The sequence below is a fragment of the Cyanobium sp. Aljojuca 7D2 genome, assembly GCF_024346415.1.
Lineage (GTDB): Bacteria > Cyanobacteriota > Cyanobacteriia > PCC-6307 > Cyanobiaceae > Cyanobium_A.
In genome coordinates, this window is record NZ_JAGQCX010000009.1 from 83,033 (window position 1) to 107,869 (window position 24,837).

At 66.9% G+C, this 24,837-nt stretch carries 32 protein-coding genes and 1 tRNA gene; 18 read left to right on the forward strand and 15 right to left on the reverse strand.

The genetic code is table 11. The features are described 5' to 3' along the window. Window positions 1-131 precede the first annotated feature (131 nt). The 6 genes from KBY57_RS10580 to KBY57_RS10605 all read right to left on the reverse strand — a co-directional run bounded on the left by KBY57_RS10580 (window position 132) and on the right by KBY57_RS10605 (window position 6,776). Window positions 132-1,826: a terminase gene (locus tag KBY57_RS10580; protein WP_254995823.1), complete on the reverse strand. Its 1,695-nt coding sequence runs from the start codon at window positions 1,824-1,826 to the stop codon at window positions 132-134. After that, entirely contained in the window at window positions 1,826-2,323 is a 498-nt protein-coding gene (locus KBY57_RS10585; protein ID WP_254995824.1) for a hypothetical protein, read from the reverse strand. The genes KBY57_RS10580 and KBY57_RS10585 overlap by 1 nt, the downstream gene beginning before the upstream one ends. Window positions 2,324-2,366: 43 nt before the next feature. After that, window positions 2,367-2,765, reverse strand: a complete 399-nt coding sequence (locus KBY57_RS10590; RefSeq protein WP_254995825.1) for a hypothetical protein — start codon at window positions 2,763-2,765, stop codon at window positions 2,367-2,369. A gap of 117 nt (window positions 2,766-2,882) precedes the next feature. Continuing rightward, the gene (locus KBY57_RS10595; protein ID WP_254995826.1) at window positions 2,883-3,569 is read right to left on the reverse strand and encodes a PD-(D/E)XK nuclease family protein; all 687 of its coding nucleotides are present in this window, start codon (window positions 3,567-3,569) and stop codon (window positions 2,883-2,885) included. A gap of 291 nt (window positions 3,570-3,860) precedes the next feature. After that, window positions 3,861-6,566, reverse strand: coding sequence for a primase-helicase zinc-binding domain-containing protein (locus KBY57_RS10600; protein WP_254995827.1), 2,706 nt, complete (start codon window positions 6,564-6,566; stop codon window positions 3,861-3,863). A 15-nt stretch (window positions 6,567-6,581) separates the two neighbouring features. Further along, window positions 6,582-6,776 carry a hypothetical protein gene (locus KBY57_RS10605; RefSeq protein ID WP_254995828.1) on the reverse strand — a complete coding sequence of 65 codons (195 nt, stop codon included), beginning with the start codon at window positions 6,774-6,776 and terminating at the stop codon, window positions 6,582-6,584. A gap of 102 nt (window positions 6,777-6,878) precedes the next feature. On the opposite strand from KBY57_RS10605, the gene KBY57_RS10610 reads away from it, so the two are divergent. Further along, window positions 6,879-8,294, forward strand: a complete 1,416-nt coding sequence (locus tag KBY57_RS10610; RefSeq protein ID WP_254995830.1) for a DEAD/DEAH box helicase — start codon at window positions 6,879-6,881, stop codon at window positions 8,292-8,294. Here the strand turns inward: KBY57_RS10610 and KBY57_RS10615 are convergent. Both KBY57_RS10615 and KBY57_RS10620 read right to left on the reverse strand, forming a co-directional pair. Next, window positions 8,291-8,737 carry a type II toxin-antitoxin system VapC family toxin gene (locus KBY57_RS10615; protein ID WP_254995831.1) on the reverse strand — a complete coding sequence of 149 codons (447 nt, stop codon included), beginning with the start codon at window positions 8,735-8,737 and terminating at the stop codon, window positions 8,291-8,293. The two genes, KBY57_RS10610 and KBY57_RS10615, sit on opposite strands and share 4 nt — an antisense overlap. After that, a complete protein-coding gene (locus tag KBY57_RS10620) occupies window positions 8,737-8,973 on the reverse strand; it encodes a type II toxin-antitoxin system Phd/YefM family antitoxin (protein WP_254995833.1) in 237 nt (78 codons plus the stop codon). Before KBY57_RS10620 ends, KBY57_RS10615 begins: the two co-directional genes overlap by 1 nt. A gap of 202 nt (window positions 8,974-9,175) precedes the next feature. On the opposite strand from KBY57_RS10620, the gene KBY57_RS10625 reads away from it, so the two are divergent. Then, the gene (locus KBY57_RS10625; protein WP_254995834.1) at window positions 9,176-9,415 is read left to right on the forward strand and encodes a FitA-like ribbon-helix-helix domain-containing protein; all 240 of its coding nucleotides are present in this window, start codon (window positions 9,176-9,178) and stop codon (window positions 9,413-9,415) included. Here KBY57_RS10625 and KBY57_RS10630 read toward each other — a convergent pair. After that, window positions 9,412-9,912, reverse strand: a complete 501-nt coding sequence (locus KBY57_RS10630) for a GNAT family N-acetyltransferase (protein WP_254995835.1) — start codon at window positions 9,910-9,912, stop codon at window positions 9,412-9,414. The genes KBY57_RS10625 and KBY57_RS10630 overlap by 4 nt on opposite strands. After that, the gene (locus KBY57_RS10635; RefSeq protein ID WP_254995836.1) at window positions 9,909-10,223 is read right to left on the reverse strand and encodes a DUF1778 domain-containing protein; all 315 of its coding nucleotides are present in this window, start codon (window positions 10,221-10,223) and stop codon (window positions 9,909-9,911) included. The genes KBY57_RS10630 and KBY57_RS10635 overlap by 4 nt, the downstream gene beginning before the upstream one ends. Before the next feature lie 118 nt (window positions 10,224-10,341). Here KBY57_RS10635 and KBY57_RS10640 point away from each other — a divergent pair, with 118 nt between their 5' ends. From KBY57_RS10640 to KBY57_RS10685, 10 genes are all read left to right on the forward strand, one after another. After that, window positions 10,342-10,584 (forward strand): type II toxin-antitoxin system Phd/YefM family antitoxin, encoded by a 243-nt coding sequence (locus KBY57_RS10640; RefSeq protein WP_254995838.1) that lies wholly within the window; start codon window positions 10,342-10,344, stop codon window positions 10,582-10,584. Between the two features lie 138 nt (window positions 10,585-10,722). Further along, the gene (locus KBY57_RS10645) at window positions 10,723-11,103 is read left to right on the forward strand and encodes a VRR-NUC domain-containing protein (RefSeq protein WP_254995840.1); all 381 of its coding nucleotides are present in this window, start codon (window positions 10,723-10,725) and stop codon (window positions 11,101-11,103) included. Continuing rightward, window positions 11,103-11,267, forward strand: coding sequence for a hypothetical protein (locus KBY57_RS10650; protein ID WP_254995842.1), 165 nt, complete (start codon window positions 11,103-11,105; stop codon window positions 11,265-11,267). Before KBY57_RS10645 ends, KBY57_RS10650 begins: the two co-directional genes overlap by 1 nt. Before the next feature lie 79 nt (window positions 11,268-11,346). Beyond that, window positions 11,347-12,066, forward strand: coding sequence for an XRE family transcriptional regulator (locus KBY57_RS10655; RefSeq protein ID WP_254995843.1), 720 nt, complete (start codon window positions 11,347-11,349; stop codon window positions 12,064-12,066). Between the two features lie 90 nt (window positions 12,067-12,156). Beyond that, entirely contained in the window at window positions 12,157-12,921 is a 765-nt protein-coding gene (locus KBY57_RS10660; RefSeq protein WP_254995844.1) for a hypothetical protein, read from the forward strand. Next, window positions 12,918-13,163 (forward strand): hypothetical protein, encoded by a 246-nt coding sequence (locus KBY57_RS10665; RefSeq protein ID WP_254995845.1) that lies wholly within the window; start codon window positions 12,918-12,920, stop codon window positions 13,161-13,163. Before KBY57_RS10660 ends, KBY57_RS10665 begins: the two co-directional genes overlap by 4 nt. A 246-nt stretch (window positions 13,164-13,409) precedes the next feature. Further along, entirely contained in the window at window positions 13,410-13,742 is a 333-nt protein-coding gene (locus KBY57_RS10670) for a hypothetical protein (RefSeq protein WP_254995846.1), read from the forward strand. Further along, entirely contained in the window at window positions 13,742-14,038 is a 297-nt protein-coding gene (locus KBY57_RS10675) for a hypothetical protein (RefSeq protein ID WP_254995847.1), read from the forward strand. Before KBY57_RS10670 ends, KBY57_RS10675 begins: the two co-directional genes overlap by 1 nt. Further along, entirely contained in the window at window positions 14,035-14,835 is an 801-nt protein-coding gene (locus KBY57_RS10680) for a KilA-N domain-containing protein (protein ID WP_254995848.1), read from the forward strand. The genes KBY57_RS10675 and KBY57_RS10680 overlap by 4 nt, the downstream gene beginning before the upstream one ends. Beyond that, window positions 14,835-15,071 (forward strand): helix-turn-helix domain-containing protein, encoded by a 237-nt coding sequence (locus tag KBY57_RS10685; RefSeq protein ID WP_254995849.1) that lies wholly within the window; start codon window positions 14,835-14,837, stop codon window positions 15,069-15,071. The genes KBY57_RS10680 and KBY57_RS10685 overlap by 1 nt, the downstream gene beginning before the upstream one ends. Window positions 15,072-15,075: 4 nt before the next feature. On the opposite strand, the gene KBY57_RS10690 is transcribed toward KBY57_RS10685, so the two are convergent. The 3 genes from KBY57_RS10690 to KBY57_RS10700 are packed head-to-tail and all read right to left on the reverse strand — an operon-like array spanning window position 15,076 to window position 18,380. Continuing rightward, on the reverse strand, window positions 15,076-15,621 hold the full coding sequence (locus tag KBY57_RS10690; protein ID WP_254995851.1) for a GNAT family N-acetyltransferase: 546 nt from the start codon (window positions 15,619-15,621) through the stop codon (window positions 15,076-15,078). Window positions 15,622-15,625: 4 nt separating this feature from the next. Continuing rightward, complete coding sequence (locus KBY57_RS10695) at window positions 15,626-15,946, reverse strand: DUF1778 domain-containing protein (protein ID WP_254995853.1); 321 nt, start codon at window positions 15,944-15,946, stop codon at window positions 15,626-15,628. Between the two features lie 22 nt (window positions 15,947-15,968). Further along, window positions 15,969-18,380: a TOTE conflict system archaeo-eukaryotic primase domain-containing protein gene (locus KBY57_RS10700; protein ID WP_254995854.1), complete on the reverse strand. Its 2,412-nt coding sequence runs from the start codon at window positions 18,378-18,380 to the stop codon at window positions 15,969-15,971. A gap of 296 nt (window positions 18,381-18,676) precedes the next feature. Here KBY57_RS10700 and KBY57_RS10705 point away from each other — a divergent pair, with 296 nt between their 5' ends. Together KBY57_RS10705 and KBY57_RS10710 are read left to right on the forward strand one after the other, a co-directional pair. Next, entirely contained in the window at window positions 18,677-19,150 is a 474-nt protein-coding gene (locus KBY57_RS10705; RefSeq protein ID WP_254995855.1) for a helix-turn-helix domain-containing protein, read from the forward strand. Between the two features lies 1 nt (window position 19,151). Further along, on the forward strand, window positions 19,152-19,721 hold the full coding sequence (locus KBY57_RS10710; protein ID WP_254995856.1) for a PIN domain-containing protein: 570 nt from the start codon (window positions 19,152-19,154) through the stop codon (window positions 19,719-19,721). Here KBY57_RS10710 and KBY57_RS10715 read toward each other — a convergent pair. Both KBY57_RS10715 and KBY57_RS10720 read right to left on the reverse strand, forming a co-directional pair. Then, entirely contained in the window at window positions 19,703-20,848 is a 1,146-nt protein-coding gene (locus KBY57_RS10715) for a hypothetical protein (RefSeq protein ID WP_254995858.1), read from the reverse strand. The genes KBY57_RS10710 and KBY57_RS10715 overlap by 19 nt on opposite strands. Window positions 20,849-21,131: 283 nt before the next feature. After that, window positions 21,132-21,202 (reverse strand) — tRNA-Gly (locus tag KBY57_RS10720). A 76-nt stretch (window positions 21,203-21,278) separates the two neighbouring features. Between KBY57_RS10720 and KBY57_RS10725 the strand changes: the two genes are divergently transcribed. Genes KBY57_RS10725 through KBY57_RS10740 form a run of 4 tightly spaced genes read left to right on the forward strand, consistent with a single transcriptional unit; the run spans window position 21,279 to window position 24,836 of the window. Beyond that, on the forward strand, window positions 21,279-22,688 hold the full coding sequence (locus KBY57_RS10725) for an MFS transporter (protein ID WP_254995860.1): 1,410 nt from the start codon (window positions 21,279-21,281) through the stop codon (window positions 22,686-22,688). After that, window positions 22,685-23,449, forward strand: a complete 765-nt coding sequence (locus KBY57_RS10730) for an MlaE family ABC transporter permease (protein WP_254988700.1) — start codon at window positions 22,685-22,687, stop codon at window positions 23,447-23,449. The genes KBY57_RS10725 and KBY57_RS10730 overlap by 4 nt, the downstream gene beginning before the upstream one ends. Then, window positions 23,449-23,919, forward strand: coding sequence for a DUF3119 family protein (locus KBY57_RS10735; protein WP_254995862.1), 471 nt, complete (start codon window positions 23,449-23,451; stop codon window positions 23,917-23,919). The genes KBY57_RS10730 and KBY57_RS10735 overlap by 1 nt, the downstream gene beginning before the upstream one ends. A gap of 8 nt (window positions 23,920-23,927) precedes the next feature. Then, window positions 23,928-24,836: a DUF3086 domain-containing protein gene (locus KBY57_RS10740; protein ID WP_254995863.1), complete on the forward strand. Its 909-nt coding sequence runs from the start codon at window positions 23,928-23,930 to the stop codon at window positions 24,834-24,836. Window position 24,837: the final 1 nt, after the last annotated feature.

Sequence of the window (24,837 nt, forward strand, 5' to 3'; positions counted from 1 at the left end):
GCGCTCGCCTGCTGGCGATGGTGCACATGGGCGCGCGCTCCTGGGGCCTGGGGCAGTGATTGACCGGAGCAGGGCTCATGGCAAGGGCAGCGAGAGGTGGTGGGGAGATGCAAAAGGGGGGATCTGCCCCCTCAGCGGGAGAAGAGCAGGGGCCTGGGCGGCGCCTTGCCCTGGCCGCGCCAGTGACGGTTCTGCAGCCAGATCACCCCCTGGCAGAAGGCATCCACCAGGTCGTCGTGGGCGGCGTTGGGGAACCCCAGCAGTTCTGTGATTAAGGCGTCGTTGCCGGCCTGGAAACCCAGCTGGCCGGCTTCCAGCAGCGGCGCAACGGCATGGGCCCGGCTCACCTTGCTGCCGGCAGGCCGCACTGCGATCAGCCCTGGGATCTGGCGCTGCAGCAGCTGGCAGACCGCCGGACCATTGGCGGCGTCCTCAACCAGCACGGCATCAGGCGTCAGGCCCCGTTGGTTGAGATCAGCCAGGGTGTGGGTGAGGAACTTCACCACCCCCGGTAGATCGAGGCGCTGGTGCTGGCTCCACAGCACGGTGATCGCGCCACCTGCCGCCTCGCCTGCTGCAGGACCGGTTGCCGCTTGCGCAGGGGATGACGCTGGGGGCGGCAGCAGTGCCGCGGAGCGGTGCAGCTGCAGGCCCTGGGCCCGGGCGTCCGCGGCTGGATGACAACTGCTGCAGTCGCTGTGGAGCCCCAGCAGCACAAAGCCGCAGTAGTCGTTCCCCTCCCCTCCCTTGAAGCTCAGGTCGCAGCTGAGCACCAACGGGGAGACGGTCTGCTGGCCCTGGGCGCGGCGCAGCCACTGCCGCTGGAACAGCAGACCCTCCGCTGGGGAAGGTCGCTGCTGGTAGAGGGCATTCCACCAGTAGCTACCGGCACGGATCCTGATCTGTTCCAGCTCAGTCAGCGGGAAGCGCTCGGGGCAGAGGGGCTCACCGGGTTGGCGCCAGTCCGGCTCGAGCGTGCAGGTGGACGGGAAGCTGAGCTGCTGCTCGGGCGGCTCACAGGTGGCCGGCAGGTTCAGCACATGCCAGTGCTGCGGTGCGTCGCCGCTTTCCTGCTGCAGCAGCCAGCCGATCAGGTCGTCCTGGTGCCAGCGGGTCAGCACCACCACCTGCGCCGCAGATCGAGCCCCCGGCCTGCCTTCTTCCAAGCCCTCCCGTTGGCCCTCCCCTGCAACACCCCATCGCAAAGGCCCCCGTGGGGCCCCGGGTTCGGCGCGGGTGAGCCAGACGGATTGGAACCACTCGATCAGCTTCTGGCGCTGGCCGGCGGAGTTGGCATCCTCTGGACCCTTGTAGGGGTCATCGATGATCCCCAGCGCATAGCCCTTGCCGGTGAACGGGCCGCGCACGCCAGCGGCAATGCAGCCGCCGCGCTCGGGGGTGAGCCAGTTGCCCACGGCTGTGGAGTCCTTGGAGAGGGCATGGCCGCAGGCCCGGATGTAGTGCCGTGCTTCCCGGCTATGGGCGTAGGCCAGCTCGGCTGAGTAGGAGGCAATGGCGCAGAAGCGGCTTGGGTAGCGACTCACCCAGTAGGCGGGAAAGAGCTTGGAGACCAGCAGTGATTTGCCCAGCCGCGGCGGGCAGCAGACGATCAGGCGGTTGAGCTGGCCATCGGCGACGCTCTGCAGCAGGGCGATCAGCCGCTCGGCCCAGGTGTGGAAGGCGTAGCTCGGGTAGGCCTCGCGGATGAAGTCGCGGAACAGACCTGGGGCGGCCTGCTCTGCGGAGAGCCGGGAGGGATCGGGGGCACCCAGCAGGCCCCAATCGGCCCAGAGATCAGATGCCGGATCCAGCAGCAGGCCGGGCATCAGCTTTTGCCCCCTGCCGCCTGCCCGTCTGGTGCCTTGATCGGCGCGCGCAGCAGCCCGCCGATCTCGGCGATCACCCGGAACGCGCCGACGGCGGCGTTGAACTGGCCCGCATCCATTGCCCGGCGAGCGCAGTCATTGAGGGCAAAGATCTGCTCGGCCTGATGTCGGCGCCGGTCAGAGATCAGCTCCTGAACCATGCGCTCCCGCGCGAGGTTCAGGTATCGGTTGACCGTCTGGGTGTTGTGGATTCCCCAGTTTTCACGAGCATTTTCAATGATCTGCATCAGAGGTAGGCGCTGAGCCACCCAGAGCTGTGCCTGAGCAATGCGCCGTTCCACCTCCAGCCGTGAGGGCCTGGGGGTCAGTTGATACGCCAAACCCTTGGGGCGGCGCGGTGGATTGGCATGGCCGATCGGCCGGGCCGGATCGGTGGGCTCATACAGCGGCTTGCCGTTGTCGTCCTCCGCGCTGGCCGCAGCGCGCAGCTCCTCCACCGGATCGGCGGGAGGCAGGGCGTGGGCACGCTGCGGCATCGGCTCAGAACGGTTGGTCCTGGGTCTTCGGGGGGCGGATGGTCCAGAAGGGCTTGCCGCGCTTCTCCGTGGCGCTGCCCTGCTGGATCGCCACGTCCTTGACGGCCTTGAGCTGCTGCTCGATCTGCTGCACCGCCGGCGGGAACTCGTAGCTCAGCCGGCCGGCGCTGTGGGCAAAGGCCCAGTCGTTGTGGGAGAAAGAGGGATCCAGCTGGCCGGTCGCCATGGCATCGCTGAGAGCGTCCAGCAGCGGTTCGATCTGCTGCTCAAGCTGCTTCTGCTGAGCCTTGAGGGCCGTGATGGCATCGAGCATCGCATCGATGGCGCCTGCCCCATCCGTCGCTCCGCGTGGCGCGCCTGACGGCGCAGGGGCGGCTTCAGCAGGGGCAGCAGGCATCACCATGAGCACAGCGTTCAGAGGCCAGCAGGCCAAAGCTTGCCAGGGGTTCACTGTATGGGCTCTGTCCTGAGAGCCGCAATCACAGGGACTGTTAATTCCTAACCAGTCCTCCCCCTGTGCTCAGAAGGGCCTGTGGGTCAGGCAGTAGCGGCTCCAGGCGGCAGCCCAGGCCGCCAGGCACTGCTCCCGGCTGTAGAAGGTGCTGATGAACGCCTCGCCGGGCTTGCTCCAGATCGTCTGGCCCAGCTCGTAGTGGTTCCCCTGAGCGGCCTCCAGCACCATGTAGCCGCCCAGCTGGGCGGCGGTGGAATAGGGCCGGCCGTGGGCCGAGAGGGTCTTGAGGTCGTAGAGCACCCGCACCTGATGCCCCCGCCGCTCGCTCAGGGCCGGTGAGACATACGCCCCATCGAAGGCCCCGGCCACGTTGCGTGTCAGGCAGCAGGTGAGCCGCTCGCTGGCGATCACCCGCACCTCATCCCAGAGCGGCAGCTGCAGCAACGGCAGGATCCAGTCCCGATACGGGTGATGGCCCGGCACGGTTTCGGCTTCCAGCAGGGCCTCGGCCGCGCTCTTGCCCACCAGGAAGCGGGCCTGGCTGTAGCGCTCCAGGGCCGCATGCACCGTTGTGCCGCGGGGCTCCCAGATCGGCCGCTTGGCCTCGATCGCTCGCTTGGCGGTCTCGCTCAGCCCGTGGGCCAGCACCCCCGTTATCGACACCGGAAACAGGTGATCCCCAAGCCAGTACCGATGCGCTGCCTCATCCCGCCAGAGGCCGGGGATGGGTTCCAGCCAGGTCGCCGTCAGCATGGCCGTTTCCCTCGCAACGGGCTGTGACGGCAGGCGTCACAGCCGAAATCCTGCGCCAGAGCAGGGGTTGAGCGGACCCTGTGACGTTGTAACCCTCTTTCTATAAATAGAAGCATTAGCAAGCAGCAGTGTGTCCTTGCGCAGGTGTGCATGAGTGTCTATGTGTGTGTGAGGGTGTCTCCCCCCGGCAAAAAGCGTTACAGCATTACAACCGCTGGGATCGGCTGCGCTGCAGTCGATCTGGGCATAACGGTGGGGTGTTTCGGGGTGTCATGGCTGTGACGCTGAAGCTCAGAGAACCGCCAGTGGAATCGCCACCGCCCGCGTGACCATGCCGGCACCGCAGAAGCGCACCGGCCCGCGGCGTTGAGCGCCAGCCAGGCGCAACAGCACCACCGCCCAGCCATGGGCCCAGGCGGTCTCCCGCAGGATGTGGGCGATCGGCTCGGCCGTGTTGCTCACCAGCAGATGGGACGGCTCCAGCCGCAATCCCTGGCGGGCCAGGGCCTGCACAGCCAGCTCGGCGCTGATCTCCAGGTCGTGAGCCTGGTGGACAGCAAGCTCCACCAGCTCGCCGATCGTGCGGGTGACAGTGCGATCGGGGCATTCCACCCGCAACGGGTGCTGCAGGATCGTCTGGATGCAGCGCTGCTCATCGCTGAGCTCGGTGCTCTGGCTGTAGCTCTCCCAGTCATGGCAGGCGATGCACTGCTCCGCCTCCTCCTGGGTGGGGACGACATCGCTGAGCAGCGACCAGGCCCCGGCCATCAAGGTGCCGTACTGATCCCCCAGCCGCTGGGAGTCGAAGTGCCGCGCCGCCGCCCGGGTGAACACCCCTTCCGCCTGGCGGATCATCGGGATCAGGCTCACGGTGCGGGCGATCAGACGCCGGCCCAGCTCACTGGAGATGTGGCGATCCAGGTCCCGATCCAGCGAGGCCCAATGCAGCTCCCGGTCCCCCTTGGGCAGCTCGGCGGGGTTGCGCAGCGTGAGCTGGGCAAAGCGGCTGCGGTCGGCTCCCTGCTTGAGAGCAGTGGCGATCGAGCTGAGCAGGAACATCGAGCGCACCCGGTAGCGGCTCACCTCCCCGCTGGGTGAGCCCTTGAGCAGTGAGGCCCCGCTCTCGCTGCTGGCCACCCGCGCCAGCGACAGGATCCCCTGCATCCGCTGCTGATCTGGCCGCTCGTTGCTCTCCGCCTCGTCAAACACCACCGGCACGGCGTCGGAGCAGATCGACTGGCGCAGCGCGGCTTCTGTGGTCGAGCCGCTTACCAGCAGGGCGAAGTCCCCCAGCAAGGGAGTGATGTAGCGATCGAGGATCGCGCTCTTCCCCGAGCCCGCACCGCCCGTCAGCCAGACGTGGGGCCGCCAGCGCAGCGAACCGCAGATCGGTCCGAGCACCACCCAGCCCACCAGCAGGGTGCCGGAGGCGGGCACGTCCCAGTGGAAGCGGTTGGCGATGCTCACGATCACCGCCGCCTCTTGCACCGAAAGGGGCTCCACATCGCCGGGCCCATCCAGCCGCGACATGCGCTGGTAGACGTAGCGCGAGCGAAAGGGACTGGTGATCAGGTGCTCCCCGTCGGGGGTGACGAGCCGATCGCCCAGGTGCAGCAGCGGCCGGCCGTCGTCCCACCAAGCCCCGCGGCCGCGGATGCGATCGGGCGTGAAAAGCCCGGCGGCGATCGAGCGCTCGTAGAGGTCACTGGCCACCGCTGACCAGTTCACGCCGGTGCGGCTGGGGTAAAGGGTTTCCCAGTGGGCCAGCGGCGCCAGGGCAATCAGGTGAGTGGCGGTGTGGGCCGAACGGCTCAACCGCAGCACCTGCCCGGTGCGCCCCGAGCGGTAGTAGCTGGCCTCGCCGTCGTAGCCGAGGCACTGAAATGGCGCGCCGCCGCCACCACCAGCAGGGGGGTCACCGGAAGCGGACTCCTGCTGATCAGCTTCTGCGTCCTCGTCCGAGTCCCCTTCACCTGCCAGCAGTGGCTGCAGCCACTGCTGCAGATGGTCGGCTGCTTCTGCCGGGCTCCAGTCGGCATCGGCCAGATCCCAGCCCTGCGGTAGATCGGCCGGAGGGTCTACCAGCGCGACGCTGCAGCCCTGCTCGCTCAACAGTGCGGCCAGCCGCGCCATCGCCCTGCGGCCGGGCGCGTCGGCATCAGGCCAAAGCATCACCTTCCGTCCCGCCAGCCCCAGTGGGGCCAGCGGTTGCCAGTCGGTCTTGGCGATGGCGTTGGTGCCGTTGGCCCAGCTGATCACCACGTGTTCGGGGAACAGACGGGCAGCGGCATCGGCCGCGCCCTCCCCCTCCACCACCAGCACCTGAGCGTCTGGGCGTTGGCTCAGGCCCTGCAGGCCGTAGACCGGCCGTGGGGCAGGCCACTCGCAGGAGAAGGGATCGCGGCGGCTGGGCTGGTGCCAGCCGCCATCGAGCCACACGCGATGCAGAAAAGCCTTGCGCCTGCTGCGGCCAGGGCAGAGCCGCTGGATCCAGAACAGCTGGTTTCCCGCTGCATCGCGATAGCACCACTGGGCGATCGCACCCCGCTCCAGCTCTGGCGGCGCGGCGTCAGCAGGCGGCACCTCGGGCTGACGCCAGGGCCGACTGGCATGGCCGGGGAGTCCTTTGGCCGCATGGGCCTTGCCTCCGGTGCCGTTGCCGCTGGAGACCGGCTGGGGCCGATGCCGGCCATTCCCCAGCGCCTCCAAACCGAGATAGCGCTCCACCTCCTCACAGGCCTGGCGGAAGCTCCAGCGGCGCACCCGCATCAGCAGGTCCATTCCGGTTCCGCCTCCACCCAGGTGGTCCTTGCCGCCGCACTGATTGCAGAACCAGGAGCCACTGCCGTCCCGGTCGTCAAAGCGGTAGCGGTCTCGTCCCCCGCAGGCAGGACAAGGCTGGTGGCGATTGCTGAGCTGCTCGGCAGGCAGTCCTGCCAACACCTCGAGGATGTCCCTCCAGCGGCCATTGGCCGCAATCATCACGTCGGTTGCCATGGGTGTCGGCGCGGATCAACGACGCTCAGCGGCTGCCGCCAGCACGGGCCCTGGCTTGGCCACGCCGGCCCGCTCTGCCGCGATCGCGGCATCGATCACCTGGCGCAGTACCGCCGAGCGACTGAGGGCACCATGCAGGCGACGCTGGTCAAGCCAAGCCAACTGCGCCTCGGTGATGGAGACGCTCAGCGGTGGCGCGAAAGAAGCCATAAATGCCTGGAGTTCTGAGCACAGCCTAAGCACACCCAGCAAAGCTTGATAAATTGAACATTGCTGAGACGTACGCCCCAGCGCAAAGCCTGCCGCTTGCCCATGGCCCCGATCGTCCTGCGCGACTACCAGCAGCTGCTGCTGGCCGACCTCCGCGCCGCCCTCAAGATCCACCGCCGGGTCTGTGCCGTCATGCCCACCGGCGCGGGCAAGGGCCAGACCATCGGCGCCATCGTGCAGGGCGCGGCCGGCAAGGGCCGGCGGGTGCTGGTGCTCGCCCACCGGGCCGAGCTGATTGACCAGCTCACCGGCACCGTGCGGGCCTGGGGCCTGGAGCCCGACGTGATCGCCCCAGGCCACCAGCTGCAGGGCCGCCAGGTGGCGGTGGGCTCAGTGCAGACCGTGGTCCGGCGGCTCGACCTGCTTCCCGCGCCGGATCTGATCATTCAGGACGAGGCCCACCACCTGGTGGCCGGCAATGTCTGGGGCCGGGTCATCAACGCCTGGCCTGAGGCGCATCTGATCGGCAAGACCGCCACCCCGGAACGCCTCGACGGCAAAGGGCTCGGCGTGGAGGCCGGCGGCTATTTCGAGGCCCTGGTGCTGGGGCCCTCCGCGGCCAAGCTGGTGGAACAGGGCTGGCTGGCGCGGCCCAAGGTGTTCTCCTGGCCAGGGGCCAGGAACAGCAAGCTCCGCCGCCGCAAGGGCGAGTACGACCTGGAGCAAGCGGCACGCGCCTTTGGCGATCGGGCCGCCATTGGCGATGCCGTTTCGCACTACCAGCGACGTCTGAACCCGGGCACGGCCATCTGCTTTTGCTGCACGATCGAGCACGCCGAGAAGATGGCCGGCGCCTTTCGTCGTGCGGGAATTCGCGCCGCCGCGGTGAGCGGCGGCACCCCAGCGGAGGAGCGAAAGCGCCTGATCGCTGGGCTCGGCACCGGCGAACTGGAGGTGCTCACCAGCTGCATGATCATTTCCGAGGGCACCGATATCCCCTCAGTCGGCGGCGCGATCCTGATGCGCCCCACCGCCAGCCTGTCGCTCTACCTGCAGATGGTTGGCCGGGCTCTGCGTCCCGCACCTGGGAAGCAGGAAGCAGTGATCCTCGATCACGTCGGAAATGCCCATCGCCACGGCCTGCCCACCGATGAGCGTGAGTGGAACCTGGCTGGTCGGCGCCGCAGGGAGGGCGTCTCGATTCCGATCAAGGACTGCCCGTTCTGCTTCTGCAGCTGCCCCAGTGCTGTGCAGGTCTGCCCGGACTGCGGCCACCTGTTCCTGACCGAGGAACGCGATGAGCAGCGGCGCGGGATCCAGCAACTGGAAGGCGAACTGGTTGAAGTCACGGGCGCCGCGCGCCACCGGCCCAAACACAACCTGCAGCAGAGGCCCCGGCGCACGCACCCGGCAGCTGGCTGCCGGACCTTCGAGGAGCTGCTGGAGCGGGAGCAGGAGCGCGGCTACAAACCCGGCTGGGCCAGACACGTTTGGGGCGCTCGGCAGCGCAGCACTTAACCCCTGCCCGGCTTGCCGCCTGCCCCCAGGAGTTCAGCCTCCTGGCCCAGCTGTTGGGCCGCCGCCACAAACGGAGCATCCAGACTGCAGAGGGTGGCACCACGGCCGCTGGCGATGGCCAGGTGCAGGGCATCGGCCGCTCGCAGGGACGTGCTCCAGCCGCGTAGGCAGGCGTTGGCATTGCGGAAGTCCTGCGGCTCAAGTTCCAACACCAGCAGGCCCGGCGCCAGGCTGCGCTCAAAACCCTGCAGCACCGACTCGGCTTGCGCCTGGCTCAGGGCCTTGGTTCGCACCTTGAGGCCAAGGGCGGAATGGAGCTCGGTGACACTCCAAGAGCTGATCGCCAACGGTGCCCTGGCCGCCTCTAGAAATGCCACCGCGGCGGCGGAGTGCACTTCCGGCATCAGCACTGCCAGCAGCACACAGGTGTCGAGGTAGAGCATCAGGGGCGAGATTCGTCCCGGAGCAGCCGCATGCTCTCCACGCCGCTGACTTGCTGCTCTGGCAGGGCTTCTCGCAGGGCTGCCAGCTGTGGCAGCAGATCACGCACGCTGCAGCGCGGCACCAGCTCGGCGATGGGCTTGCCGCGGCGGGTGATCACCACGACCTCGCCGGCTTCCACCGCATCCAGCAGGCTGGAGAGCTGGGTCTTGGCTTCCGCCACCGATACCTGCACCATGACCATTGACCACCTAGATGACCAAATCTAGGGCGGGTGTGCGGCACAGAGGCAGGGGCGTGGTCTCCTCCCGGCGAGCGCGACAACCAGCCATCGACTCAGCCGCTCGTCAGCACAGCACTTGATCCCCACTGGGATGGCTACGCGCGGTCAGAGGCCTTAGCACTGACAGCATTGCCGTCAGCGCCAGCGAGAGTCGTCAATGACCACGCTCACGATCCGCAACCTCGACGAGCACACCAAGGAGCAGCTGCGCATTCAGGCCGCCCGCCATGGTCGATCGATGGAGGAGGAAGCCCGCACGATCCTCCGCTCCGCCCTCGAAGCCCGACAGCCCGTCGCTGGTGGTCAGGGCCTGGGCACTCGCATCCATGCACACTTCGCCCTGCTCGGCGGCGTGGAGCTGGAGCTGACTGAGCCCTCCTCCTCGCCAACCCTTTAGCCGCCGGCGATGCCCTGCAGATCCTTGAGCAGCACGAAGAGGTGCAGCGGGTCAGTGGGCGAGGGCCGGAAGCCGAAATGCTCGTAGAAGCCTCGGGCCCGTTCATCTTTGGCATGCACCGCCAAAGCGCGGATGCCGGCGATCTCGGCCGCCGCCAGCGTCCGGCCGATCGCGTCTTTCAGCAGGGCGGCGCCAAGGCCCTTCCCCTGGTGCGCAACCGCCGCGGCCAGCCGGGCCAGCACCATCAGCGGAATCGGATGCCGCGCCAACCCCTTGCCAATCCGCTCGGGTGCCTGCTCCGGGCTCACCTCACCCACCACCAGGGTGTGGAAGCCAACGACGACGTCGCCATCCAGCGCCACGTAGGTGCGGCTGGCCCGCGCTCGTTGATTCGCCAGGGCAAAGCGGCCCAGGAAGCGGTTGAGGGCTTCCTCCCCGCAATCAAAACACTCCACGGCATGACTGGCCTGGAGCGGTTCGATCCGGTAGCGGCTCACCAGGCGCCACCAGCAGGCCTCTGTTCCGCAACACCCCGCTCCAGCACGCTCGGCTCCTGCAGCAGCCGCACCAGCCGCGGATGCACCTGGGGTGGAGCATCCAGGGCAGCCACGAAAGCCTCCCACTGCTGCCCATCCAGCTGGAAGCTCTGCCGATCGGCCAGGGTTTCAGCCGCGCTGGCCAGGGCGCTCTCCAACACAAACTCGCTCACGCTGCGCTGGGCCGCCGCGGCTGCCCGCTGCAGGGTCTGCTTGGCACCTGGCGTCAGCCGCAGGTCGAGCTTCTCGCTTCTCGAAGGGGATGACGTCATCACAGCACCGTCTTCCGCCATCCTAGCCCTGCCTGCCAGACAATGTCCTGACAGCTCCGCAGGTCCTGCGCAGGTCGTCAGCAGCAATACGCTTTCACGGACTGGCAGCAGGAGCGCCATGGCCTGCGTTTCAACCACTGAAGCCCGCAAGCGGCTCGACGCCCTGATTGACGAGGTGGGGCAGTCCCACGAGCCGTTGCTGATCATTGGGAAGCGGGGCAACGCTGTTCTGCTGGGGGAAGGTCACTGGCGCGCAATCTGGGAGACCCTGCATCTGGTCTCGATTCCCGGGATGCGCACGTCGATCCTCGATGGCATGGCCACCGAGGTGACTGAGTTGAGCCCAGAAGCGCTCTGGTGAGCACGGCCTACAGCAGCGGGCTGGCTGGCTGACTGACCGAGCTATTGCCCGCCGAAGCAATTCAGCGAATACCTGTCACGTATTGGCAAAACAGCCAATACCTGCCGTTCGCTGACAACCAGCCCGGCAACAGGAGGCATGGCCTCCTCCTCCCCCAGCGAACACGAAATCCAGCAGCGCATCCGCCTCGCCTGCGGCCGGGGGCCGGTGCGGCTCTGGCGCAACAACACCGGCGCCCTGGTCGACCAGCAGGGTCGCTTCGTGCGCTTTGGGCTGTGCAAGGGCAGCAGCGACCTGATCGGCCTGCGCTCGCTGGAGGTCACACCCGAGCTGGTCGGTCAGCGGCTCGCTCAGTTCGTGGCCCTAGAGGTCAAGACAGCCCAGGGCGTGCTCAGCCCGGAGCAGCGGGCCTTCCTGCGCCTCGTGCAGGAACTCGGCGGATTGGCCGCGGCCTGCCGCTCAGTGGAGGAAGCCGAGCAGTTGCTTGGCGCGCCAAGGCAAGTGCCGCTGGGACACTGATGGATCCAGCAGAAGTGCAGCAGCGGCTGAGGCGTCTCTCACAGGCCTATCCGGGCGAGTACCCCTACACCCTCGCTTTGAGATTGCAGGCAGAAACAGGAAAGGTGATTACGGGGCAGCTTGCCAAGCTGATCCTGCAGAGGCTTGAGCCTGACCGGCCCTGACATGGCAGGACGTGACAGGGCGTGGCTAGGAGTGCCAAGTTTGCCGTATGGTTTTGGGATCCCATTCAGGAACCTGAACGTGGCCATCACCTACGCGGAGCTGCTTGAGCACCAGGAGGAGAACCGCGCAGCGTTCGGTCGGATGCTGCTGAACTGGCGAAGAATCAACGGCTGGACCCAGTACACCGCCTGCAGCTGGGCGGAGGAGGCGGGCTTTGATGCGATCTCCTACGGCAACCTCTCGGTGATCGAGCAGGGCAAGGCTGGTGAACTGCGCCAGAAGGCGTTTTGGCAGTTGGGTGAACTGAACCGCCGCATCGCCGCGAAGGACTGGGGCCCGGTCAAGACCCAGGCGATCAAGGAAAAGCTGGAAGGGGCCATCCCACTAGGCGATGAGGCTTGCCCGGCCTGGACGCCGCTGGAGCTATGGGCCTGTTACTGCGGCCTGAGGGACGTGCCAGAAGCCTTCCGCACCACTCCCGCGCCGACGGTCGGCCAGCGCAAGGCAACGGAGCTCTCCAGCAAGTGGCGCAGCCAGATGCGCCGGGTTGTCGACGAGTGTGGCCTCGAACCCAGTGACGCCCTCAACTCCCTGGCGGTCGAAGCCAGCGAAGAGCACCGCAAGCGCTTCTTTGCCGTGCTCACGGGCTTCGGCGACTACAAGCCTGAGGAACTGGCCCCGCTGTGGATCGAGGGCGACCTGTACCTGCCGAAGCGCTGGCTGGACCAGTGGGAGGCGGCCAACAGGAAGGGCGCCAAGCCCAGCGGCCGCAAAGGCAAGAAGCCAGTCACAGCCTGATGGCTAGGAATTAACAGCCGCTGTGAGCGCGGCTATCAGTGAACAGTGCTAATTTTCGGATCAGCGGGCAACCGCCCGATTCGATCCGCCATGGTTCCACCATCCAGGCCCACGGACGCCGAGCCCCTACCGGCTGACCTGGGCCACGCCACCCCTGAGCAGCAGCTCACCCATGCCCTGGCCTGCTTCCAGGCCGAGGTGTCCCCCATCACAGCTGCCGACCTGGCGGAGGTGGTGCACTCAGCCCGCCCCGCCTTCCGCCGCGGCATCAGCTGGTCCGCCCATCTGCGCGAGCAGCAAGGCCGCTCCAGGCTGCAGGTCACGGTGATGCACGTCGCCGGGGCCGAGCTCTGCAGCGAGTCCTGGGCTGATGAGGCCAGCGATCTGGCCGAAACCACCGGTCTGATGTTGGCCATGCTGCTGGGCATTCCTGTGTCCGCTCAGGCTCGGGCTGTACAGCCCAATGCAAATACGAAAGAGCAGATGGCTGAAGAGCCTGATGCGTTTCCTGCACAGCAGGCTTGTCCAGATCGGCAAGCCGACGATGAGTCTCCACAGGAGCCAGTCCCCCTGGCTGACTGCAGTGCTGATGGCAGTCCCGCAGACGGTGATCCAGCCCTCGCTCCCCTCACCCCTGAGGAGGTCAGCGAGGTTCACCGTCGCGTCCTCGAGCTGCCCCAGGCGAGCCGTCAGGAGCTGACCAAAGCCTTCCGCGAGCACTTCCAGGTGCCGCGCAATGCGCGCTCCATCGGTGATCGCATCACCCAACGGCAGCACAGCGACTTCATTGCGCTTTTCCTGGAAGAAGCGCAAGGCCAGATGCAGGCGGAAGCTCCTGCGGAGCCAGGCCCATGAGCGAGAGCCATCGCCCCCGGCCGCCACGCCGCTATGGCGAGCAGCCCCGTTCTCTGGCTGGTCGCCATTTCATCCAGACCCAGGTGCGCACCGATGTGTACCTGCGGATCCGCGAGGTGATGGAGCGCCACAACATCTCCGCCAGCGGAGCGGTGCATCACCTGCTGCGCGAGCGCTTTGGCCTGCCTCCCCTTCCTCCATTCGATCAACACCAGATTTCCACCGATTCATCCCATGGCTAAAGACGTCTTCCGCACGCCCCTCGCTGCAGTGCGCTGGGCTCACCTGATCACCCCCAGGCATCAGCTCGACAAGAGCAAACCCAAGGCCTGGACGACCGACCTGCTTCTCCCCAACGGTGACGAGAAGGCCCAGTCCTTTCTGCTGGCGATGGAGGATCAGTTCATCGCCCTGCACGGCAGCCGCAAGCGCCGCGCCGAAAGGGCTTCCCCTGGAAGCCCGACAAGGAGAAGCCGAGCGAGATCACGGTGGTGCGCTTCAAGGTGCCGCAGTTCCAGCGGCGTGATGGTTCTCTGTCCGAGGGGCCCCGCATCGTCGATGCCAAAAAGCAGCCCTGGGATGGGGCCGCCATCGGCAATGGCTCCAAGGTGGTGGTGGCCTTCGACATCTACGACTGGGACGGGGAGAACGGCTGCGGCATGACCTTCCAGCCCCGTGCTGTTCAGGTCGTCGAGTTCGTGCCCTACGAGCAGGTCGATCCCACCGACGGCTTTGAGGAGGTCGAGGGCTACACCACCACCGGCGCTGGTGCCGGTGATTGGAGCGCCGGTGCTGCTGACGACGAGGAGGAGTTGTTCTGATGCCGCTCGATCGTCAGGACCAGAGCGCCGGGACCTGGAGGGGCAGGCCCCTTCACCGGCCCGGTCCCCAGTTGCCTGCCTTCTGCCGCACCCGCCGGCCCACAACCGTGGCCATCACGGCCAGCAGCCTCGTCGCCTTGCGCCTGCTGGTTGTGCTGGGGCTGCTGTTTCAGCTCAGCACCCTGCTGCTCGTGCTCGCCGGGCCGGTGCCGCCGCGACCGGTGACTAGCAGCAACACCGTCTTTCGCTCCGCCGTCACCGGTGGGAGTTCAGCCACACCGCTGTCAGACCGATGAACAACACAACCACCGGCTCCTTTCCTGTCAGTCCTCTCGCCTCGATGGATCACCCCGATCTGGTCTCCCGTTCCTGGAACGGCACGCCGATTTCTCGGCGCACCACCGATGGCTACGTCAATGCCACAGCCATGTGCAGGGCCAACGGCAAGCAATGGTCCAAGTACCGGGAGAGCGACCGCTGCCAGACCTATCTGGATGCCCTCGCTGAAACCTCCGAAATTCGGATGTTTGACCTGATCGAGTCCCGCCAGGGCCAGGGCGGCGGCACCTGGGTCCATCCCCAGGTCGCAGTCGACCTGGCCCGGTGGATCAGCGCACCGTTCGCGGTGTGGATGGATGGTTGGTTTCTGGAGAGTCTCCAGCAGGCTCAACCGGCGCCGGTGGAAACACCCCCGCCCCGGCTGCGAGAGGTCGAGGTGATCGCGCTGGTGGAACGCAGCATCACCCTGTTCGAGCAGCTGGGCGGCCTCGATCAACGCGATCAGCTCCTGTTCAAGGACATCGTGCGCAGCAACGTGCTGACCGCAAGCTCGGGAGTGCTGCCGGGGGCCCCCACTGACCAGGAGCTCACCTTGGGAGATGCTTGGCTGGAGGTGTTCCAGCAAGTGCTGCCGCGCAACCAGTTCTGCGCAGCCGGCAAGCTCGTGGCCAGGGCCTACCGCGAGGAATTCGGAGAAGAACCTCCTCGCCGCCAACAGTTTGTTGACGGGGCCCCGTGCCAAGTCAAGAGCTATCGCCGCTCCTGGTTGATCGACACCCTCAAGCGCTTCCGCGCCCAGCTGGCAGGAGGCTAATGGAAACCCCCACAACGCCAGCCCGCCAGCGGGTCTGGGTCACGACGGCAGAAGCATGTGCAGCTCTGGGGATGAGCCGTGAAACACTCCGCCAGCTGCGGCTGCGGGGGGTGCTCACCCCCGGCAAGCACTACCGCCGCTGGGGCTGCACCCAGGGCCGGGGGCCGCTGCAGTGGCACATGGAGAACGTGGAGGCCACGATCACAGGCTGGAGCAGGAAACATCTGCGCCTCTGATGCTTTATCCGCCCGATTGCGGAGGTGGAAGAGCACTCAGAGACAGGAACAACCGCTCCGGTCGACCTGGCAAAGGCCGGAACCCCATCGACGCGTAGAAGCTGTGGAGGCGTGCGCGTTCCGCGTCTCCAGCGGCGCCCTCCACATCGAGCAACATCAGCCGCACCCCCAGGATCTGGCCCGCCCGTTGGCACTGCTGCATGGAATCCACCAGCAGGATGCGCCCCAGTCCCTTTCCCTGCTGTCTCCCATCGACAGCGAGGTGACTGAGAAAAACGCCTGGGATCAGGTTCGAGCGCGGGGGCCGCGGGGCCGCATCGGAAGGCACGTCGGCCACGCCAATGGCATGGGCATTGATGGCGTAGAAGCCCAGGCAGGCCCGAGGTTCAGCGACCTGGGCGGCGTCAGTGGCGACGTAGAGCCGGGTGTAGCCATCACGCTGCTGGCGCCTGGCGGTGCGGCGCAGAAAGTTGTCCTGGCTGTCGCTGCCGCAGCAGAAGTCCTTGGTGTCGTGCAGGCCAGGGTCAAAGGCTTCGATCCGATAGGCCACCGGGTCAAGAGCGCACGACCTGGTCCTGGTACAGCTGCCAAGCCTCCAGCAGGGCGGGCGTTGGCGTGGTCTCTTCGTCGAGGGCGGCGAGCAGTGCCTGGTGATCGCCCTGGCTGAGCAGGGTCTGCTGCCTGCCACTGAGCAGCTCCTGGGCGCGTGCATACGCCGACATCACCACGAAGGCGGAGGCCTCGATGCCCATCAGGTCTGCTGCCGCCTCAATGCTGGCCTTCACCGAGGGCTTGGTGCGCTGGTCCATCCGAGCGGAGCGGGGCTCGTCAATCGCTTCGATCGCCGCATGGAGCGCGGTCTCGACCGGTGACATGGCACACCAGGGAGCAACGTTGTCATTGTACGGGGGATGGCCGTACATGGCCGCCGTCTGACAAGGGCTGCTGTGTCGAGGTCAGCTCGTACCCCATCGCCCGATAGCCCCGCAGCCGCCGCTCCCACATCCGTTGCGGCACGGGGTGGCCGAGATCGAGCCAGTCGATGATCCGCACGCTGGTCTTGCCGCTCTGCTGCCGGTGCAGCCGGCCGGCGTATTGCTGCAGCGTGCCTTTCCAGGACACGGGCATCGCCAGCAGGAGGGTGTCGAGCGGCGGATGGTCGAACCCTTCCCCCACCAGTCGCCCGGTGGCAAGCACGATGCGAGATGCCTCAGGGGGCAGCTGCTCCAGTGCGGCCAGGGTGGCGCTGCGTTGGCGTGCGCTCAGGCGGCCATGCAGCAGAAACAGGTTCGGTACCAGTCCGGCCAGAGCGGCAGCGATGGCTGTGATGTGGTCCGTCCGCTCGCTCAGCAGCAGCAGCTTGCGGCCATCACCCCAGCAGGCGAGGGCCTCGGCCACGATCCGCTCGCTGCGGCGTTGGTCCTCCGCCAGCCGGCGCATCAGCTCCTGGATCGGCAGATCGGCCGGTAGTGCTGGGAGCTGATGGGTGCGGCTCACCAGTTCCAGGGTCTGGGGCGCCCCGGCAGGTCGCTGGGCGGTGTGGCGAATAGGGCCGCACTGCATAAACAGGATCGGCTGCAGGCCGTCCCGGCGCACCAGGGTGGCCGACAGCCCCAGCACATAGCGGGCCTTCACCTGCCTGAGGATCGCTTCAAAGGAGGTGGCGGCGATGTGGTGGCACTCGTCGACGATCACCTGCCCGTAGTCCTGCACCACAGGGTTCACCTCTCCCTTCCGCACCAGCGACTGCATCACGGCGATGTCGAGTCGGCCGATGGGCTTGGCCTTGCCGCCACCGATGCAACCGATCGTCTCGGGTGGGACATCAAGAAAAGACTGCAATCGCTCCTGCCATTGGCGCAGCAGCTCAGCCCGATGTACCAGCACCAGGGTGTTCACACCCCGCCTGGCCAGGATCGCTGCTGCCACCACCGTTTTCCCGAAGGCCGTCGGTGCCTGCAGCACTCCGATGTCATGGCGCAGCATCGCTTCGACCGCCGCTTCTTGGTCATCGCGAAGTTGACCTGTGAACACCAGCTCCAGGGGCGAGCCGTTCTGGCGTTCATCAACCAGATCCCAGCCGATTCCCTGTTCCTGCAGCATGTGCTGCGCCTGCTCCAGGCAGCCCCGCGGCAGGCCAAGGTGCTGTGGGAAATTCTCAGCGCAGCCGATCACCCGGGGTTTGTCCCACACCGACAGCCGCATGGCCTGGGCTTTGTAGAAGGCGGGATTGGCAAATGCCGCCAGGCGGATCAGTCGATTGAGCAGCGGTTGCGGCAGCCCCGAGCGCTCCACATAGAGACGGTCGGCCAGGGTGAGGCTGATCGAGGCGGGTAGCGGCCCGCTGAGCTTCGCAATCGCAGGAGGTGCCTTCCACGGGGTCGCCAGGTCCTCCTCGTCGATGAAGGCGAGATCGAGCGGATGGGCGCCGCTGGTGGCGGTCTGAATCACGGTCTGCAGCCCCACCACCGACAACCTTTTCAGGCTTGCCAGATAGGCCCACTGATCGGGGTAGGGCTGCAGGTCGTCATTCACGAACACGCTGCAACCCCGCTGCCGGGCTTCCTTTTGCAGCGGCAGGGCGATCAAGTTGCCGAAGCCCCCCTTGGGCATGCTGTCCTGATTGGGGAAGAGCCTGTCGTAGGAGCTCAGCTGCAGTTGACGTGACGCGGCGCAGGTGTGACTGATCAGGGCTGCCCCGAGCTGACGGGCCTCTCGGGCCGGTACCGCCTCCTCAAAGAACACCCACACATGGGCGCCCTCCCCGGAACGGGAGATCTCCAGGGCCGCCGGCACGCCCAGCTCCCGGCAGGAGCGCAGAAAGGCCCGGGCGTCCTCGCGCCAGTCCTGCTCATCGAAATCCACCGCCAACAGATGACAGGTGTCGTTCTCCAGCAGGGGGTAGAGGCCGAGGGTGTGTTCGCCGGCCAGATGGCCGTAGATCGCCGCATCGGTGAGGGGCAACAGCTTCCGGTGCTGGCAGTCGCGGCAGCTGATCCTGGGCTTCTCGCAGACGCCGGGTTGCCATTCATTGGCGCAGGCCGGTGCATACCCCGAGCGCCCGCTGCTGTGGCTCTGCCAGCGCAGGGCATAGACGTCGTCACGACCGCGAAACAAACGACGGAACAGGGCCACCTTCTGCTCCGCCGAACCGGGAGCACTGGCAACGGGCTGAGCTGAGTCCGGGGGTGGTTCCGTCCGCGGGGGTTCGCTGGAGCGCCAGGCGATACGGTGGGCCTCCAGAAGGCCAATCAGACGAGCGTTTTCCCGGCGCAGCTGATCCAGCTCAGGGTGCATGGAGTCGGCCATGGGGTAGGGCCTCAGCGCTGGGTGGCCTGTCGGTAGCCAGCATTGCGCTCCCGCTTGCCCACCGCCACGAGAAGGACCGACAGCAAGGACCGGCAGCTTCGTGTGATCCCGCACCTCGACCACCAGGCGGAACCCTGCGGCGCGGAGCTTGATCTTGGTGCGATCAGTGCAGACCTACATCCCGCTGGCTGGGCCTTGGCCGGCAATCCATGGAACGCAGGCCCGACGCTCTTGCGGAAGCTGCGGTTGCTGCGATTATTTTGATTACTGTTCAGGTGGCCTCTCCCCCGTTGCCCATGGCCGTCGCGCTCCCCAGCTCCATGGAGCCCGTGGTTCCCACAGCCGAGGCGGCTGAGGCCGCAGGAGCAAGCCTGCGCGACCTCGCTCGCTTTCGTGCCAGCCATGGCCTGCGTCAAGCCTGTCTCTCCCTTGAGCTGGAAGGCGGCCAGCACGCATCTGTCCCCATCCCGGCCGCGGTGCTGGAGTTGCTGCAGGGAATCCTGGTGCAGATGGCCCAAGGCAATGCCGTCACGCTGGTGCCGGTGCATGCCGAGCTCACGACCCAGCAGGCCGCTGATCTGCTGAATGTGTCCCGGCCCTTCCTGATCGAGCGGCTGGAGCAAGGGGAGATTCCATTCCGCAAGGTCGGCACCCATCGACGCATCCGCCTGTCCGACCTGATGGCCTACAAGCACGCCATCGATCAGCGGCGTGCGGCGGCCCTCGATGAGCTGGCTGCCCAAGCCCAGGAGCTGGGACTGGGCTACTGAGGTGAATCGCTTCACCGTCGTCTACGACGCTTGCGTGCTCTATCCCGCGCCACTCCGCGATCTGCTGATGCGGTTGGCGCTCACCGATCTCTACCGGGCCCGTTGGAGTGACCAGATTCACAAGGAGTGGATGACGGCCGTGCTGCGGAACCGGTCTGATCTCTCCAGAGCGCAGCTCGAACGCACCCGTTCGCTGATGAATGCTCACGTGCGTGATGCGCGGGTCAATGGCTATCAGTCCCTAATTCCAGCTCTGGAGTTACCCGACCCGGATGACCGCCATGTTCTGGCTGCCGCCATCAAGTGTGGTGCCGATCTGATCATCACCTTCAACCTGAATGACTTCCCGGATCACGCCCTGGCGAGCTATGGCCTTGGCGCCTGCCATCCCGATTCGTTTCTGGTGGATCAACTGAACCTGGATGCCGAACGGGTGTGCGCGGCGATGCGGCAGCACCGGGCCAGCCTGAAGAACCCGGCCAAAACAGTTGAGGAGTATCTGGCAACCCTGGAGGAACAGGGGTTGGGCGGGTTCTCGCAGGCAGTGCGGCATTACGCCGCCGAGTTCTGATCAGCTCGGTCGTGGCCGAGGCGCTTCTCCGCTTTGGCGAAGGCGTCATCCACCACGTCATCCCCGCACCAGCGGCTGTAGGCCGCCAGGTGGGTCTGGACGCTATGTCCCATGGCCGCGGCCACCACCTTGGGCGGCAGGTCGCAGATCACGTGGGCCCGGTGCGCGTAGCCGTGCCGGCAGGAGTAGGGAACCAGCTTCTCCCCCTTCGCCTCGTACTCCCGACGAAGCTCTTTCCAGAGCGGCCGGTTCATCAGGTAGTGGCCCACATAGCCGCCACCAAGGCCAGGCTGCATGGGGGGAAGCTCCTGGGCAGGGAAGCGCTCTTCCAGGCGCCAGCCATCCGCCCAGTCATCACAGGGCAGCGTGCGAAGCACCCGTGGCCGGGTCTTCCCGCGAGAGGCAACCTTCTCGTACATGCACCAGAGACGGCCCTGGCGAATCTGCAGATGCTGAAGTTCCTCTGGGCGGAGGCCGTAGGCCGCCATCAGCTGAAAGGCAAAACGCCAGCGGACATCCGGGATGGCCCGCACCAACGCGAGGATGTGCTCTACCTCCAACGGCGTGGTGATGGCTTTCGCTGCACGCGAACGGCCCACGAACACCGTCAGGTCTTGCGGCGGATCCCAGTCCTCACCCAGCCGCCGCTCCGCCACGGCCCAACGCAGCAGGGCTGCAGTCGACTGAATCTGGATCTGGCGGGTGCGCCCGCCCGGCTTGTCCGCCCAGATCCGGGCCAGCGTCTCAAGGAGCTGCTTGGCGTTCTGCGGCGGGGCCGCCACAGCCACGGCTCCAAGCACGTGGTTCATGTGGTGCCGGTAAACCCGGTGCCAGGTGGACGGCTTGATCTCGCCACTGATCAGCTTGTGCTCCCGGAAGGCTGCAATCAAGGCATCCCAGTCCCCAGGAGCGTGGAGCGCCGCACCACCTCGATGCCTGGCGCGACCGCCCTGGCTCGATGCCGATCGGAGCACTGCCTCCCCATCGGCGCGCTGCTCCTCCGCACGAGGCATCCGAGCAACGCAGGCATCGGGCTCGACGCCCTGCTGGAACTCGTCGTAGACCTGAACCACGGCGTCGCGGATCTGATCGACCTGGTCGCACTGCCAGGGGACCGGCAGCAGCACCTGGCGGCGCTTGCCCCCACCGGCACCAGCAGCAATGTTCAGACGCGCATGACCGCGGTGATTCAGAACCGTCCAGCCCCTGCGGCAGCCCCTTTGGGACAGCGCGTGAGACACGACGGCCCTGACCGTCACCTCCCAATCACGGGCCGCCGGCATGTGAGACGTTTGGTGAGATGTTTCGCCTCACAGCCTGGCACGGCCAAACAGGTGCTGGCAAAGACTGGAAGCCCTAACGCCAGTCGCAGCAAGGGCTTTGGGCCGAAAACCCTTATTGAGAAAAGGAAGCGGGCGGCGGGAATCGAACCCGCATCATCAGCTTGGAAGGCTGAGGTTTTACCACTAAACTACGCCCGCAGCAGTACAGACGTACTGAAGCGACTGCTGGATTGTTGGCCCTCCACCGGGGGCTGCAACCTGCAGTTACTGCATTATGACCTGCCCACCCAGCTCGAAATCGCCGCCTGTGACGCCTGATCTCACCGCGGCACGCAGCCAACCCCTGGGGACAGCTGCGCGACGCCGGCTGCTGTGGAGCTATGGCCTCGGCGACATCGGCACCGGCATGGCCGCCACCCAGCTGGGCTTCTATTTATTCGTGTTTTACACCGGTGTGGTGGGGTTGCCGGCCTGGATGGCCGGCCTGGTGCTGATGGTGCTGAAGGTGTGGGACGGCATCAACGACCCCCTGGTGGGCTGGCTCAGCGACCACACCAAACACCCCTGGGGCCCGCGTCTGCCCTGGATGGCCGGCAGCGCCATCCCGCTCGGCCTGGCCTTGGTGGCGATGTGGTGGGTGCCGCCTGGGGGGGACTGGCAGAAATTCACCGTGCTGGTGGCCATCCAGCTGGTGGCCATGGGCCTCTACACCTGCGTCAACCTGCCCTACTCCGCCCTCGCCTCCGAGCTCACCAGCTCCACCCAGCTGCGCACCCAGCTGAGTGCGGGCCGCTTCACCGGCTCGATCCTGGCCGGCCTGGCGGGGCTGGTGCTGGGAGCTCTGTTGGTGGGCCAGGGTGCCTCGGGCTATCAGCGCATGGGCTGGGTGTCGGGGCTGACGCTGACGCTGTTCACCTTGCTGTGCTGCTGGGGCCTGGCGCCCTTCGCCCGCAACTGCCAACGCCCCACGGGCCAGCCCGAACCGATCCGGCGCCAGCTGCGACGCGTCGCCGGCAACCCGCGATTTGTGAAGGTGCTGGGGCTCTACCTCTTGCTCTGGTGTGCGCTGCAACTGATGCAGCCGGTGTCGCTGATCTTTCTGGCGGTGGTGATGCGCCTGCCCGAAAGCTGGAGCACCTGGATCCTGATCCCATTTCAGCTCAGTGCCCTGGCGGGATTGCAGCTGTGGAGCCGGGTCGCAGGACGCCACGGCCGGGTGTGCGCCCTGCGCTGGGGCACAGGCCTGTGGATCGCCGGTTGCGTGGGGGCGACGCTGCTGGTGCCCCTCGATGCCGCAGCAGCTCCTCTGGCCAGCCTCAGCAATGGCATCAGCCTGGGCTTGCTGGTGCTCACGATTGTGGTCACGGGCCTGGGGGCCTCCACCGCCTACCTGATTCCCTGGGCCCTGCTGCCCGATGCCGTCGATGCCGACCCCGACAAACCCGCGGGGCTCTACACCGCCTGGATGGTGGTGGCGCAGAAGCTGGGCATCGGCGTCGCCGTGTTTGCCCTCGGCAATGGGCTGAGCCTGAGCGGCTACGAAGCCGCCCAGGGGCTGCTCCAACCAGCTTCGGCCCTCACCACCATTCGCGTCTGCATGGGCCTGATTCCGGCACTGCTGATCGTCGCTGGCCTGGTGGTGATGCGACGCTGGCCGGAGAAAGGCCTGCACCGCCAGCCATGACGCGTCCCGACTGGCTCAGAGCGCCCCGCTGGCTGAGACGCTTTGGCGCCAGCCTGCTGATTGGCGGCCAGGCCGTGAGCGCCATGGCCAAGGGGCGGATCGGCTTCAACGACCTGATGCAGGAGCTGATGGAGGCCGGGCCTGGCAGCTTCCTGATCGTGCTGATCACCGCCCTGGCCGCGGGCACTGTGTTCAACATCCAGGTGGCAGCTGAGCTCTCCAAGCAGGGCGCCAGCGCCACAGTGGGCGGCCTGCTGGCCCTGGGGCTGTCGCGGGAGATCGCCCCGCTGCTCACCGCCACCCTGCTCACCGGCAAGGTGGCCACGGCCTATGCGGCCCAGATCGGGACCATGAAGGTGACCGAGCAGATCGACGCGATCACCATGTTGCGCACCGACCCGGTGGAGTATCTGGTGGTGCCACGGGTTCTGGCCATGGTGATCATGGCGCCGGTGCAATGCCTGCTGTTCTTCTGGGTGGGGATCTGGTCGGGTCAGGTGAGCAGCACGATGCTCTACAGCATCCCTCCCGCCGTGTTCTGGAACTCGGTGCGCACCTGGATGGAGCCCAGCGATCTGCCGTCCATGCTGCTCAAAGCGCTGGTGTTCGGCCTGCAGATCGCCGTGATCGCCTGTGGTTGGGGGCTCACCACCCGGGGTGGTCCCAAGGAAGTGGGCACCAGCACCACGGGCGCCGTGGTGATGATTCTGGTCACCGTCGCCTTGATGGATGCCCTGCTCACCAAGTTGCTGTTCAGCTGATGCCTGCACCTGATCCCCTCACCCCTGATCCCCTTGATCCATCCGCGACCCCCGGCTCCAGCGGCATCGTGCTGGCGCCCAGCTTCGGTGTGCCCCTTGGGGTGATCGCCCTGGGGCTGGCCGCCCTCACCCTGCGTCCCTGGTGGAGCGGCGCGATCTGGCTGGGCGCCAGCGTGGCCGTGTTCGGCCTGTTCCTGCTGCTGCAAACCAGCCTGCTGCGGCTGGAATTCGGCGGCGACGCCCTGCTGGTGTGGCGCCAGCAGAGTCTGCTGCGCCGTTTCCCCTACGCCGCCTGGCTGGGCTGGAAACTCTTCTGGCCAGGGCTGCCGGTGCTGTTCTATTTCCGTGAACAGCGCAGCATTCACCTGCTGCCGGTGCTGTTTGATGCGGCCACACTGCGTCAGCAACTGGAGCAGCACGTGAGCCCGTCCAGTTCCCCGGAGCGACCCGATTCCCCCAGCGATCTCTGACGACACCGATGTCTGACGATCCCAGCCAGTCTTCCCCCAGCCCTGAGCCCCCCAGCCCTGAACCCGACTGGCAGGCCCTGGCCCTGAGCGAGCTGCGCCAGCAGCGCGAGGCCCTGCAGGAGGAGATCCGCCAGCTGGAGGGCCGCCGCGGCCAGATCCAGAAGGAGATCGAATCCAGCTTCGCCGGCCAGGCGGATGCGGTGGCACGGCGGCTCAAGGGCTTCCAGGACTACCTGGTGGGCGCCCTGCAGGATCTGGCCGTGGCGGCGGAGCAGGTGGAGCTAGTGCCCCAGCAGGTGCTGGTGCAGCCCTCTCCCCTCGACCAGGCCAGCCCCGCCGCCGGAGCCGCCGAGCCGAGTGCTGCCGTGGCCGCCGCCGGCCAGTTCAGCCGGGACGAAGCACTGATTCGCGAGCGCCTGGCAGGCTTTGGCGGCCAGCCCGACTTCTACGCCGATCCCTGGCAGCTGCGCCGCACCCTCGACCCCAGCGGGGCGGCCCTGCTCGACGACTGGTTTCTGGGCCAGGGCGGCCGGGGCGCCCAGCCGAGCTGCGGCAGCCGCAGCCGCAATGCCCTGGTGGCTGCGGCTGCGATCGCCATCCTGGGCGAGCTCTACGGCGAGCGCTTCCAAACCCTGGTGCTGGCCAGCCAACCCGAGCGCCTGGGGGAATGGCGCCGCAGCCTGCAGGACTGCCTCGGCCTGGCGCGGGAAGACTTCGGCCCCACCAGCGGCATCGTGCTGTTCGAGCGGGCCGATGCCCTGGTGGAGCGGGCCGACCGCCTCGAGGAGCGCGGCGAACTCCCCTTCATCGTGGTGGATGCGGGCGAGCAGGTGATCGACATCCCGATCCTGCAATTCCCGGTGTGGCTGGCCTTTGCAGCCGGCCCCGGCGAACTGATCACCGACGAGCCCTACTGAC